The sequence below is a fragment of the Rhizobium leguminosarum bv. viciae USDA 2370 genome (genome assembly GCF_002008365.1).
Taxonomy (GTDB): Bacteria; Pseudomonadota; Alphaproteobacteria; order Rhizobiales; family Rhizobiaceae; genus Rhizobium; species Rhizobium leguminosarum.
This window is the reverse complement of sequence record NZ_MRDL01000015.1, coordinates 288,442-302,108: the sequence shown is the minus strand read 5'-3', so window position 1 is coordinate 302,108 and position 13,667 is coordinate 288,442. Positions and strand designations below refer to the sequence as shown.

Sequence of the window (13,667 nt, the reverse complement as noted above, 5' to 3'; positions counted from 1 at the left end):
GCAGCGTCGAAATTATCATAAGTCACTGATATAAAATGGTTGTTTACGACAGTGCGGAAAGGATCGCTAAAATCCTAACTATGAGCCTCAGTCATATTTAACTCAATTAATTAGCGGAATGTTCTGTTTTCCGCACTAAAAGAACGCTCATGACAAGGCGATGAACGCCGGTTCGGGATCATGAGAATCTTGGAGTGATGGGATGAATAAGGCAATCCGCGACCTCGTAGCCAAATTCGGCAAGCTTCCTGGGTCGATCGACCAGGTCGCCGACGACGCCGATCTTTATGCGGCAGGTTTGACGTCCTTTGCTTCTGTGCAGTTGATGCTTGGCCTCGAAGAGGCCTTCGACATCGAATTTCCCGACAATCTCCTGAACCGCAAATCCTTCGCGAGCATCTCGGCCATCGCCAGGACAGTCGATCTCATCCGGGACAGCCGGAAGGTCGCCTGATGAATTTCCCCGTCAAGATCATGCAGGACGGTCTTGTCGCAAGGGTGGCCCGCGTCGCCGAAATCGCGACGAAACACGCGGATACCGTTGATGCCGAAGCCCGCTTCCCCCGGGAAGCCGTCGATGCGATGAAGGCCGAAAGGCTGCTCGGCATCCAGGTGCCGCGCCATCTCGGCGGAGAATCCGCCTCGATCACCGAGATCGCCGAATTGTGCTCGCTGCTCGGCCAGGTTTGCGCCGCGAGCGCCATGGTCTTCGCCATGCACCACATCAAGCTGTCGAGCCTCGTTGAACACGGCGCCGACAGCGAATGGCATCGCGGTTTCATGCGCCGCATCGCCGCCGAGCAGTTGCTGATCGCATCCGCCACCACCGAAGGCGGTATCGGCGGAAACCTGCGCAACAGCATCTGTGCGGTCGAGGTCGATGGCGACACGTGCCGTCTCGAAAAGGATGCGACCGTCATTTCCTATGGCTCGCATGCCGACGCCATTCTCATCACCTCGCGTGCCCACGCGCAGGCGGCGTCCTCCGATCAGGTGCTGACGGCCTTCCTCAAGGACCAGTACACGCTCGAGAAAACGCATGTCTGGAATACGCTCGGCATGCGCGGAACCTGCTCGGACGGCTTCCTGTTCAAGGGCGAAGCGCCGGCCCATCAGATCCTGCCGAAGCCTTTCGCGGAGATCGCGGCACAATCCATGCTTGCCTCCTCGCACCTCTTGTGGAGCGGCGTCTGGTACGGCATCGCCGTCGATGCCGTTGTGCGCGCCCAGGCTTTCGTGCGCGCCGCTGCCCGCAAGGCGCCGGATGCCCAGCCGCCGGGCGCGCTGCGCCTTGCCGAGGTTTCGAACCTGCTGCAGATGGTGAAATCCAACGTGGTTGCCGGCCTCAAGGCTTACGAAGATGCCAAGGCCGATGCCGACAGGCTCTCTTCGATGGGATTTGCGGTGGCGATGAACAACGTCAAGATCGCCTCGTCCGAGACGATCCTGGAGATCGTCAACCATGCGATGCTGATCTGCGGCATCATGGGCTACAAGAACGGCACGCCCTTCAGCCTCGGACGCCATTTGCGCGACGCGCATTCCGCACAGCTCATGATCTCGAATGACCGCATCCTCGGCAACACGTCGAGCATGCTTCTTGTCCATAAGCAGGACACTAGCCTACTGGGGTGACAGTCATGGATATGCAGACCTCGTTTCTGGACCGGCTTTTCGAATCCGGTCTGCTGATCGATACCGGCATCGACGGGCTCTACGGCCGTAGCGGCCAGTTCGAAGACGTGATCGCTGCCTTCGAGCGCCTGATCGATACGTTCGGCGGCGCCGATGGTGCCGAAGCCATGCGCTTTCCGCCGGGCATGAACCGCGCCTTCTTCGAAAAGAGCGGCTACATGAAGAGCTTTCCGCAGCTCGCCGGCACGGTGCACAGCTTCTGCGGCAGCGAGCTTGATCATGTCAGCCTGCTGCAATGCATGGAAGTCGGCGAGGACTGGACCAAGGGGCAGGAGGCGACCGACATCGTGCTGACGCCGGCTGCCTGCTATCCGCTCTATCCGACGATCGCCAAACGCGGCAACCTGCCGAAGTCGGGCGGCCTCTTCGACCTGCAATCCTATTGCTTCCGCCATGAGCCGTCGAAAGACCCGGCCCGCCAGCAGCTGTTCCGCATGCGTGAATATGTCTGCATGGGTACCGAGCTGCACGTCACCGATTTCCGCCAGCGCTGGATGGATCGTGGCGTCGAGATGATGAAGGCCGTCGGTCTCGACGTGACGATCGACGTCGCCAATGATCCGTTCTTCGGCCGCGCCGGCAAGATGCTCGCCAATAATCAGCGCGACCAGAACCTGAAGTTCGAGCTGCTGATCCCGATTACCTCGGCTGCCAATCCGACCGCCTGCATGAGCTTCAACTACCATCAGGATGCCTTCGGCACGAAATGGGGTCTCAATCTCGAAGACGGCAGTGTCGCGCACACCGCCTGCGTCGGCTTCGGACTGGAGCGCATCGCCCTTGCCCTCTTCCATCATCACGGGCTCGATGTGAAGCAATGGCCGGCCAGCGTACGGAAAGCGTTGTGGGGCTGAGCAAATCGATGACATCGGTATTTTCGGGAATCGACCCGGAAACCTACCGGGCGCATGCGCTGCATTCCGGCGAGCGCGCCTGGCCGGAAACCAATTGCTATGTCGATCTCTGGATCGAAGTACTGGCGACATCAGGCGTTGCACCAGAGGCGATGCTGGGTTTTACCCTGACGCAGGATTTCGAGGGCGACCAGTTCACCTTCTTCAAGGTGCCGCTCGAGGATCTCGAAGCGCTCTACGGCATTCGTGCGACTGAGCTTGCCATCTACGACCGTGTCGAACGCCATGCCGAGGTTCAGATCGCGCGGGGCCGTCTCTGCCTGATCGAAATGGATTCCTTTTACATGCCGGATACGCGCGGCACCGCCTACCGGCAGGAGCATGGCAAGACGACGGTTGCGATCAACCGGCTGGATGTTTCGGCAAAGCGCGTCGATTATTTCCACAATGCCGGTTATTTCCGTCTCGAAGGCGAGGATTTCGACGGTCTGTTCCAGCTGCAGCTGACGGAAAACGACCCGCCGTTCCTGCCCTACACGGAATTTGCCCGATTCCCGGAAAGACCGGCTGATGAAGAGCATCTGCGATCGACCGCGCGGCGGCTGGCCGGCTTTCACTTCATCAGGCGTCCCCGCGAAAACCCGATCCGCGCCTTTGCAAGCATCTTTCCGCAACAGGTCGAGGCGGTGGCGGAACGGCCGTTCGGCTTCTTCCATAAATACGCCTTCAACACGCTTCGCCAGGTCGGCGCCAATTTCGAGCTGGCGGCCGATCATCTCACCTGGCTCTCCCCTGGTGAATTTGCGGCTGCCGCCGAGCATGCCAGGCGCATTTCGGAGGTGGCGAAATCGGTGCAGTTCCAGCTTGCCCGCGCTGTCACCCGCAAGAAGTTCGAGCCGTTGCAGGCAGCTCTTGATCCGGCCGCCGATGCATGGGATTCCATGATGGCGTCGCTTGCGGGGCGAATCTGAGGCCGGAGATCTGACCATGCGGGGGCGTTTGGCGAGCATCGGTGCCGAGGAAAGTCTACTTTCCGAAGGCTGGAACCTGATCCTGACGGAGCCGGGCGCCTGCGCCGTGCCGCACGACATCCCGCTCTCGGCGCAGTTGATTCCAGCACCGGTTCCCGGCACCGTCGCCGCCGCGCTTGAAAAAGCCGGGCTCTTCGACCGGGAAAATCCCGAGCCGCTGAACACACGGGATGCCTGGTATCTCTGCCGGCTTTTCGATGCCGAGCCCGGCGACGCGATCCTGCGTTTCGAAGGGCTGGCGACGCTCTGCCATGTCTTCCTGAACGGCCAGGAAATCCTGTTTTCCGAGAGCATGTTCACGGCGCATGAGATTCCGGTGACGCTTTCGGGTGGCGATGAACTGGCTTTGTGCTTCCGGGCGCTCGGTCCCCGCCTGTCGGAGCCGGGGCCCCGTGCGCGCTGGCGGCCGCAGATGATCACGCCGGCGGGCTTGAAGAATTTTCGCACGACGCTGCTCGGTCATATGCCGGGCTGGTGCCCCGATATCCATGCCGTCGGGCCATGGCGGCCGATTTCGATGGTGCGGCGCAATCCCGTCTCGATCGACAATGTCTCCATCCGCGCCGTATTCGAGGAGAGTGGTGTCGGCCGTCTCAGCGTTTCCCTGCATAGCAATGCCGAGAATCCCTCAATGCTGCTTCGCTGCGGCGGGATGGAGCAGCCCTTCGAGAAGGTCGGCGACAGTCATTACTCGGCTATCCTCAAGCTTTCCGATATCGAGCCCTGGTGGCCGCACACGCATGGCGCTGCGCGTCTCTATGAGCTGACGCTGGTTTCCGACGGGGTGGAATATCCGCTCGGCAGGACTGGCTTCCGGCGCATCGACGTCGACCGTGGTGCGGATGGCGATGACTTCGCGCTCCTCGTCAACGGCGAACGCATCTTCTGCCGCGGCGCCGTGTGGACGACGGCCGATATCGCGCGATTACCGGGCGGGCGGGCGGATTATGAGCCGTTCCTGCGGCTTGCCGCCGGAGCCGGCATGAACATGATCCGCATCGGCGGCACCATGGCCTACGAAACGCCTGATTTCTTCGCGCTCTGCGACGAGCTCGGTCTGCTCGTCTGGCAGGATTTCATGTTCGCCAATTTCGATTATCCGCGCAACGACAAGGCTTTTCTCGGTCACGTGCATGCGGAGGTCGAGGAATTTCTGCACGGCGTGCAGGCGTCGCCTTCGCTGGCCGTGCTCTGCGGCGGCAGCGAAATCCACCAGCAGGCGGCAATGCTCGGTCTGCCGGCGGAATTCTGGAGCGGACCGGTCACCGATGAAATCATCCCGGCGGTCGTCGCGCGCATGCGCCCGGACGTGCCCTATGTCCCGAACTCGCCCTATGGCGGGGCAATGCCCTTTTCGCCGAATGCCGGTATCGCCCATTATTACGGCGTCGGCGCCTATATGCTGCCGGTTGCCGATGCGCGCCGCGCCGACGTGCGTTTTGCCTCCGAAAGCCTCGCCTTCGCGCATGTGCCGCAGCAGAGGACGCTGCAACGTCATCTCGACGTGCCCGCCGTCCACAGCCCGCTATGGAAGGCTCGCGTGCCCCGCGACCGCAGCGCATCGTGGGATTTCGAGGATGTCCGCGACTTCTACCTGCAGCTTCTCTACGGTTTCGATCCGGCCCAGCTGCGCCGCGAAGATCCGGAACGCTATCTCGATCTCTCCCGCGCCGTCACCGGCGAGGTGATCGAAGAGACTTTTGCCGAATGGCGGCGCAAGGGCTCGGCCTGCAATGGCGCGCTTGTCTGGACGCTGCAGGACCTGCTGCCCGGCCCCGGCTGGGGGGTGATCGATTCCACCGGAGAGCCGAAGCCCGTCTGGTATGCGATGCGCCGTGCCTTCCGGCCGGTTCAGGCAATCTTCACCGACGAGGGAACGAACGGTCTCGACGTGCATGTCGTCAACGAGACGGATGCCGCGCTCGACGTCGAGCTCGAGGTCGTCTGCCTGCGCGACGGAAAACAGCAGGTCGTCAGCGGCAGCAGGGCCTTCAAGCTGGCGGCAAGGGACACGGAGCGCCTTGCCTGCACCGCGCTGTTCGGCGCCTTCTTCGATACGACCTATGCCTTCCGTTTCGGGCCGCCGGCGCATGATGCAAGCGTCGCACGCCTGCGCTCGCTGGTAGACGGCGCCATTCTCGCCGAGAGCTTCCACTTCCCCTGCGGACGGGGGAGGGCGCTGCATGACGCAGGGATCGAAGCATCATTCGGCAGAGACGACGACTGGTTCGTCGATCTGAGGACCGACCGGCTGGCGCAATCGGTGCATATCGACGTCGAGGGCTATCGGGCCGACGACGACTGGTTCCACCTTGCCCCCGGCGCGATGCGGCGGGTGAAGCTCCACCCGCTGTCCGGCGCGGAAAGCGATACTCCGCCTGCGGGAGAGATCAGAAGTCTAGGCAGTTCGCATCGCGTCGCAATCGAGGGCTGATGCCCCTGCGAAGAATGTTGCCGATCCATTGGGAAAGACCGTGATTTGAGAACGATATACCGCCTTCTGCGCGCCCATGTCCTGCAGCGGCTGATCCCGCGGTCGCGTGTTGCCTTCAACCCACGCAGGCCGGTGGAAGTCGTCGGTTATCTCTCGATGGCGGTCGGTGTCGGCGAATCGGCAAGGCTCTGCGCCGACGCATTGTCGGAGGCGGGGCTGGCGATTTCACACTCCGACGTCAGCACGCATCCTGACGAGAATTCATTCGCCGGATGGACGCCGTCGCATCTTTCCACCGAACCGGCGGGAAGCCGGATCTGGCATCTTAATCCGCCGATGCTGCCGCGCGCCATCCTGAAGAAGGGCGTTGCGAATTTCAGCCGCGCTTTCAACATCGGCTATTTCGCCTGGGAGCTCGAAGTCGTGCCGGCGGAGTGGCGCAATGCGATGCATTACATGAATGCCGTCTTCGTGCCGTCGGAATTCACCAGGCGGGCGATTGCGCCTCTCACCACGGCGCCCGTCATCGTCGTTCCGCATCCCGTCACCGAGAAGCCGGCGACCGAAGGCATGCGCCAGAAATTCGGCATCGAGGAAGACGCCTTTCTCGTCAGCTTCATCTTCAGCGCCGGCTCCTCGATCAACCGGAAGAATCCGCAGGCCGTCATCGAGGCCTTCCGGATATTCGCCGCCGAATGCCCCAGCGCCTTCCTCTTGATGAAGGCCAGCGGCGATATCGGCAAGGACGAAGGCCTGCGCGAACTGGTCGCTTCGGTTAAGGGCGACAACCGGATCAGGATCGTCACCGACAGGTTATCGAACTCCGATATCAACGGCCTCATCCGCTGTTCCGACGCCTATCTTTCGCTGCATCGTTCCGAAGGTTTCGGGCTGACGGTTGCCGAGGCGATCATGCAGCATACGCCCATCATTTCCACGGCCTGGTCGGGAACAGTAGATTTCTGCGATCCCGACAATAGCTGGCTGGTTGGCTCTCCCCTTATTCCTGTGGTCGATACCCATCCCGAATTTGCCGGGCTCGAGGGTGCAGTCTGGGCCGACCCCTCACCCGAGGCGGCGGCCGGGTACTTGAGGGAAATTTTCCGCGCGCCAGAGCGTGCACGAGAGAAGGCCGGGAAGGCGCGGGAGTTCCTGCTGCGCTACCTTGCGGAAAACAGCTACGAGAAGGCGCTTCAGACATTGACGGCGATGCAGGCCAGCTAAGCTGAGGTCGTCACTCCGCTTTATTTTAACATTTTCGCATTAGAGATGGCGGGTATGCGGCTTTAGAGCATGTCGCGCAAAAGTGTGCAGCGGTTTTGCGATAACGACATGCGTAAAAACAAAAACCTAAAGTGCGAGGAGCGATCTGAAGATCGCGACGCGCTTTAGGCCGATCCTGACGGATGGACAGATGTCGAAGGGTATTATCGCAAACTCGGTGATGAACGCGGCGGCAGGCATGCTGCTGCTTCTGACGGGCTTCGTTTCCTCGATCATAACCGCGCGGTTGCTCGGGCCGGAAGCCAACGGCATCGTCGCCTTTTCGCTCTGGCTGGTGGTGACCGGCGCCTCGATCGCCGAGCTCGGCTCCAGCATCACGCTGCTGAAGACGTTGCCGCAACTTTCGGCGGAGGGTTTCGATGCGCGCCGTCGGCGGGGTTTTGCCGCCATCCTCGTCAGCTTCATGATGTTCTCGACCGTCGTGCTGCTGGCGCTCTACGCGCTGTTTTTCCTGACGTCCGAAAAGATGCACTGGGCCGACACCGCGCCATCCGTCGCTCTGGTCACCGGCGTGCTGTTCTTCATCCAGGCGATCGGATCCTTCGTCAAATTCTACCTGATCGGCGAAAAGAAGCTTGGCGCTTTCTTTAAGCTGACGGTCGCCGTCTCGATCGTGCAGCTTGCCGGCGTTGCCGTCGGCGCCGTTTTCTATGGCGTCGAGGGTGTTCTCGTCGGTTATGCGCTCGGCCAGCTGGTGCTGTTTTTCGCCACGCTGCCGATCCTTCTGGCACGGCGCGACTGGTGCGGGGTCTCGCTGAAGTATCTCGCCTCTTCCTCCGTCATCCTGTCGATCCAGTTCATCATCGATTCCATTTTCCTCAACCGGCTCGAGCTGCTCTTCCTGCAGCAGTTCTGGTCGGTGGAGATGGTCGGTTATTATGCCGTCGGCCTGTCGATCGCGAATATCGCGCTGCAATTGCCGATCCAGATGACCGGCAGCCTGCTGCCCTACTATTCCGAGCGGCGCCACAGCAGCGACGATTCGACATTGCCGGTCGAGGTCTTCGCTGCCGTCACGCGCAGCATGGCCTATATCGTGCTGCCGATGAGCCTCGGGCTTGCCGCGATCTCCAGCGAACTGGTGCTCGTGGTGTTCGGCGAAGCGTTCCGCCGCAGCGGGACGGTGGTGGCGCTGCTTGCGCTCGTCGCTCCCGCCTATACTTTCATGCAGATCCTCAGCCTCTACCTGCTGTCGATGGACAGGGCCCGCTCCCGCCTGAACATCAGTGTGATAGGTGGCCTACTGATGGTAGCGGGTTGTTTACTGATCGTACCTAGGCTTGCGGCCGAGGGTGCTGCACTTGTGCGCATCCTCGTATTCGTTGCGATGTCGGTGATGATGATCAGACAGACAGGATTCGGATCCCAGCTTTCGGGTCTCTACGCAAGCCTGACGAAGGTGACGCTCGCCTCCGTCCTCTGTGCTTGCGGAGCGATTTCCGTGCTGGAATTCGTCCAAGGTCCGGCCGGATTGGTCGGCGCGATCATCGCCGGCGCATTCGCCTATTTCGCGGCGCTCCGAGTGCTGCGCGCCGTGCCGGGCGAGGATGTCGAAGTCATGCGCTCCATTCTCGACAAGATGCCGTCCCTGCTGCGGCGACCGGTTGGCCACGCGATCAATTTCATCGCGCCGCGGCTTCCCGGCGATCCCGATCGCGCCAAGGTCGCGCCCGGCGAATTCTCGCTGGAACCGGCCGAGGGGGCGGGACGCAACGCTGCCCTGCCTGTCGTCTTCGACGGCACGATCGGGCTGTTCATGCCTGAGAATCCTCTCACGAAGAAACGTTCGGCCGCCGTGCTCTTCGTCAGCCCCTGGGGTTTCGAGGAGATGTGCAGCCGCAAATTCTTCCGCGTCGCGGCCGAGCATTTCTCGGATATCGGCGTGCCGAGCCTGCGCTTCGACTATCGCGGCACCGGTGACGCGCTCGATTTCGGGGTGCTGCCGGCAAGGCTGGAAACCTGGGAAAACTCGATCCGTGCGGCCGCTGACAAGCTGAAGTCGCTGAGCGGCTGCGACCGTATCATCCTCATCGCACAGGGCCTCGGCGCGACGCTTGCCCACCGCGTCGGTTCTTCGATCGAAGGCGTCGACAGCCTCGTCATGCTGGCGCCGGTGCTGAGCGGCAGGGCCTATCTGCGCGAACTCAACATGTGGTCCAAGATCATCGATGCCGATCTCGGCCTCGGCAAGGAGCACGTCCAGACCGCGAAGGTGCAGATCGCCGGGCTCGTCATGCCCGAGGAAATCGCTGCCGAGCTCGGCAAGCTCAACATCACCTCGCCGCAGGGGCTCGCAGCCTCGCGCTATCTGATCCTCGAACGTCCTGCCAAGGCCGAGGATACCGGCTTTGCCGATGCGCTGATAGCGCTTGGCGCCGATGTCGAGCAGAAGGCCTTCGAAGGCTATGACGAACTCGCCACCAATCCGCTGTTTGCCAAGACGCCGATGGCTGTCGTCGCGCTGCTGACGACGTGGCTGGAGGCAACGACGACAGAGACATCCGCCGCCCATTCGCCGACGGCGATCGACAACCCGCTGCTTGCCGGCGATGATTTTGCGGAAACGCCGGTCCGTTTCGGAAGCCATAATCATCTGGTCGGCGTCGTCAGCCGGCCGCTCGGCGAGATCAAGGGCAATGCCGTGCTCTTCCTGTCGACAGCCTATGACCGGCATGCCGGCTGGGGACGGACGACGGTCGACATGGCGCGCGAGCTCGCCCGCCAAGGCGTCGTTTCGCTGCGTTTCGATTCCGCCAATGTCGGCGACAGCCCGCCGCGGCCGGATGCACCGGAACAGGTACTTTATTCGGATACGCAGACCGGAGATGCGGTCGCCGCGCTCGATCTGCTCGAAGGCGTCGTCGCCGGTCCCGTCATGGTCGCCGGTCGATGCAGCGGCGGCTATGTCGCCTTCCGCGCCGGCGTCGCCGACGAGCGCTTGAAGGCTGTCGTGTCGATCAATCCCTTCGTCTATTACTGGGATCCTGACATGCCGGTGCGCAGGGAGCATGTCGTCTCCGTTCCCCGCAGTCTGGATGATTACAGCCAGCGCCTGGCGCGGCTCGACACGCTGAAGCGGCTGCTGCGCGGCCAGGTGGATGTCGTTGCGGCGCTGCAGAATATCGTCATCGCCGCCGGCCGCCGGCTGTCGCCGTGGATCGCGCCGGTGCTCGAGCTGCTTCCCGACCGGCGCCATATCGCCCGCGAGGTCCGGCACTCCTTCGCGCTGTTCGGCAAGCGCAGGGTGCCGTTGACGCTGATCTACAGCGAGGGCGATGTCGGGCTCGACCACGTCTATTTCCACTTCGGGCCGCGCGGCGCCAGGCTCTCTCGCTATCCGAACGTACGGCTGCTGATGCTGCCGGATGCCGACCACAATCTGACGCCGCCGCAATCGCGCAAATTCGTGCTCGACGAGATCATCCGTCTCGCCAGAGCGTGACCGGGATTTCAGCTAAAGCGGTTCAGCTTTTAACGGAAGCGCAGGACCGCTCTAGCCTTTTGTTTTTACGCAATTCCGGACGGAAAACCGCTTCGCACTTTTCCTGGAATTGCTCTGAAGCATGTCGCGCAAAAGTGTGCAGCGGTTTTGCGCCGAAGACATGCGGAAAGCAAAGACCTAAAGTGCAGTAAGCGAATCTGAAAGATCGCGATGCCCGTTAGGCAGGGGATCAGATGTTTTCCGCGGCGACGACATCAAGCGATCTGTAGAGATCGATATAGCGTTCGGCGACGATATCCCAGGAATAGCCGCGCGCGGCTTCGAGAAGCCCGGCCCGCACCACGTCCGGTTGGCGCGAAAGGTCTTCATAGGCCGTTTCGATCGCCGTGGCGGCGGCCTCAGGATTGGTGAAATCGGCAAGCATGAGAACGGGATGCCGGGCGGCAAGCGTCGCAAAGGCATCGTTGGCGTTCAGCACCGGCAGGAGGCCGGCGCTCATCGCCTCCAGCGCCACCAGGCCGAAACCTTCATATTCCGAGGCGGAGGCGAAAATCGAGGATTCTGCGATGATGCGCCGGATGGTGTCGTTGTCGGGCGACACATGCAGGGTGACGCGGCCGGAAAGATGACGGCTTTCGATTGCGCCTTCGACATCCGCCCGGTTCAGGTCGGATTCGGCGCCGACAATGTCGAGATGCCATTCCGGGTCGCGGGTCTTCAGCCCGGCCATCGCATCGAGCAGATGGTCGATGCGCTTGTTCACCGAGAACCGGCCGATCGTGACGATGCGGCGCTTTGCCCGGCGCGCAGCGGTGTCGGCGAACTTGCCAATATCGGCGCCGTTTTCGATCAGGAGACTGTCGGGCACGATCTCGCAAAATTGCTTGAGGTCGGAGGCGCTGCAGCAGACGACGCGGCGATAGGCCATCGCCGAAGCGCGGGTCAGCGTCCGGAACCAGATCTTCTTGATTGCCGCGTATTTCCGCGTGTGAAAGAAGCCGCCATGGGTGGTGACGATCATCGGTTTTCCGTGCAGCAGCCGGCCCCAGGCGAGCGCGTCGAAGAAGAAGTCGATGGCGTGGACATGGACGAGATCGGCATCGGCGAGATGGCGGAAAACCTGCGGTGCCAGCGGATAGCGGCTGGAGCCGGACCAGGGAATGCGCACCACCTCGATGCCGTCGATATCTTCGCGAAGCGGCAGCTTGTCTTCAGGCGCGGTGAAGAGCGAATCCAGCGTGACGACGCGCACGCGGTAACCACGGCGTACAGTCTGGCGGGCGAGATTGGCGACCACGTCTTCCAGGCCGCCGCGATTGGGCAGGAATTGGCGCACGACATGGACGATCAGCGGAGCTGTTTCCAACTGCGGCTTCGCGCGTACCCTATCTGCCTCGACGATCGACATTTTCCACCTATCGCTGCACGTGCCGGCCCGCGCTGATGCGGGCCTGTGATAACAACGACCAGATATGCCCGGCGTTAAGGCGCGGTTTAGGCGACGTCCTGCGAGGGCCAATCTTCGCGAAAAGGGTTAACCGTGTCTGACGGCAATTTGGAGCGTTTCCGTTTTTCTCGAATCACGGAAACGCTCTATCTCTTTTGTTTTCACGCAATTCCCGGCAAAAGCGTTTCACGCTTTGCCTGGCAAAACTGCTGCGCACTTTTGCTGGAATTGCTCTAGAATGCCTTGAAGGTCAGCGTCGTCAGCGAGCGGACGATGCCGGGAATATTGGCGATGTTGTCGTTGATGAATTTGCCGATATCCTGGCCTTCCTCGATATAGACCTTCAGCAGCAGATCGTAGTCGCCGCTTGTGGAATAGAGCTCCGAGACCAGTTCGGTCTGGTAGATGGCGTCGGCGACATCATAGGTCTTGCCGGGTGCGCATTGGAGCTGGACGAAGATCGGCTTCATGGAGATTTCCTGCAAAGTTGTTTGGAGCGCATAATGGTCGAAAGCGCCATGCCGATGCAAGCCGTTCGTCACACAGCCGGGTTGGTGGTGGCTTCCGCGACGATCCAGTCACGAAAGGCGGCAAGCGGCGCATAATCGGCGCGCTCGGGCGGAAAGGCGAGATAATAGCGCTCGCGACTTTCCATTTCACGGTCGACTGCGGCGACGAGATCGCCGCGCCGGATCTCCTCCTGCATCAGGAATGTTGGCAGCAGGGCGACGCCGAGGCCGGCGATCGCCGCCTGCGCGGCGGTGGCGAACTGGTCGAAGAGCATGCCGTGGACGTTTTCGAAGGAAACGCCGTTGCTGGCGAACCACTGCTCCCAGGCGTCGGGACGTGTCGTCAGATGCAGAAGCGGAACGGCGAGCAGATCCTCCGGTCCTGAGATCGCATATTGCTGCAGAAAATCCGGACTGCAGGCCGGCACCGTGCGCTCCGACATCAGGAAGGCGAGTTCGGCGCCCGGCCAGTGCGGATGGCCGAAGTGGATGGCGGCGTCGATCGAATCGAGGCGGAAATCGAACGGCGAAAGCCGGGTCACCAGATTGATGGTCACGCCGGCATTGGCGGCGAGAAAGCGCCCCAGGCGCGGCGCCAGCCAGCGCGTGCCGAAGGTCGGCAGGATGGCGAGATTGAGCGTGCCGCCATGCGGATTGGCGCGCAGGTTCAGCGAGGCGCTCGATATCCGCCGCAGCGCCTCGCGAATCTCGCGAGCATATCCGTCACCGGCAAGCGTCAGCCGCATGGTCTGGCGTTCGCGCAGGAAGAGCTCGACGCCAAGCTGCTCCTCCAGCGCACTTACCTGGCGGCTGACGGCGCTCTGCGTCAGATCGAGTTCGCGCGCCGCTGCGGTCACGCTGCCGGTGCGGGCAACCGCCTCGAAGGCGGCGAGATGCGAAATCGATGGCAGAAAACGTCTTGACGTCAGCATGGTCATTCCGTTTCAGAATGGGCTATTTCCGAAATAGCG

Annotated in this window: 10 protein-coding genes; 7 read left to right on the top strand and 3 right to left on the bottom strand. The window is 61.8% G+C overall.

What is annotated here, in order from left to right:
* Nucleotides 1-202 precede the first annotated feature (202 nt).
* The 7 genes from BS629_RS07575 (at nt 203) to BS629_RS07545 (ending at nt 10,740) form a co-directional block, all read left to right on the top strand.
* Nucleotides 203-454, top strand: coding sequence for an acyl carrier protein (locus BS629_RS07575; RefSeq protein WP_003543737.1), 252 nt, complete (start codon nt 203-205; stop codon nt 452-454).
* Entirely contained in the window at nt 454-1,635 is a 1,182-nt protein-coding gene (locus BS629_RS07570; RefSeq protein ID WP_018244033.1) for an acyl-CoA dehydrogenase family protein, read from the top strand. Before BS629_RS07575 ends, BS629_RS07570 begins: the two co-directional genes overlap by 1 nt.
* Before the next feature lie 5 nt (nt 1,636-1,640).
* Complete coding sequence (locus tag BS629_RS07565) at nt 1,641-2,549, top strand: amino acid--[acyl-carrier-protein] ligase (RefSeq protein ID WP_018448307.1); 909 nt, start codon at nt 1,641-1,643, stop codon at nt 2,547-2,549.
* 8 nt (nt 2,550-2,557) lie between these two features.
* Nucleotides 2,558-3,520: a DUF1839 family protein gene (locus BS629_RS07560; RefSeq protein WP_032980776.1), complete on the top strand. Its 963-nt coding sequence runs from the start codon at nt 2,558-2,560 to the stop codon at nt 3,518-3,520.
* Between the two features lie 16 nt (nt 3,521-3,536).
* Nucleotides 3,537-6,014 (top strand): glycoside hydrolase family 2 protein, encoded by a 2,478-nt coding sequence (locus BS629_RS07555; RefSeq protein WP_018244030.1) that lies wholly within the window; start codon nt 3,537-3,539, stop codon nt 6,012-6,014.
* A 45-nt stretch (nt 6,015-6,059) separates the two neighbouring features.
* The gene (locus BS629_RS07550) at nt 6,060-7,238 is read left to right on the top strand and encodes a glycosyltransferase family 4 protein (RefSeq protein WP_018244029.1); all 1,179 of its coding nucleotides are present in this window, start codon (nt 6,060-6,062) and stop codon (nt 7,236-7,238) included.
* 190 nt (nt 7,239-7,428) lie between these two features.
* Entirely contained in the window at nt 7,429-10,740 is a 3,312-nt protein-coding gene (locus tag BS629_RS07545) for an oligosaccharide flippase family protein (protein ID WP_018244028.1), read from the top strand.
* Nucleotides 10,741-10,969: 229 nt separating this feature from the next.
* Here the strand turns inward: BS629_RS07545 and BS629_RS07540 are convergent, their stop codons facing one another.
* From BS629_RS07540 to BS629_RS07530, 3 genes are all read right to left on the bottom strand, one after another.
* Complete coding sequence (locus tag BS629_RS07540; protein ID WP_018244027.1) at nt 10,970-12,148, bottom strand: glycosyltransferase family 4 protein; 1,179 nt, start codon at nt 12,146-12,148, stop codon at nt 10,970-10,972.
* A gap of 272 nt (nt 12,149-12,420) precedes the next feature.
* Nucleotides 12,421-12,657, bottom strand: coding sequence for an Lrp/AsnC ligand binding domain-containing protein (locus BS629_RS07535; RefSeq protein WP_003543721.1), 237 nt, complete (start codon nt 12,655-12,657; stop codon nt 12,421-12,423).
* A gap of 68 nt (nt 12,658-12,725) precedes the next feature.
* The gene (locus BS629_RS07530; protein ID WP_018244025.1) at nt 12,726-13,634 is read right to left on the bottom strand and encodes a LysR family transcriptional regulator; all 909 of its coding nucleotides are present in this window, start codon (nt 13,632-13,634) and stop codon (nt 12,726-12,728) included.
* Between the last annotated feature and the right edge of the window lie 33 nt (nt 13,635-13,667).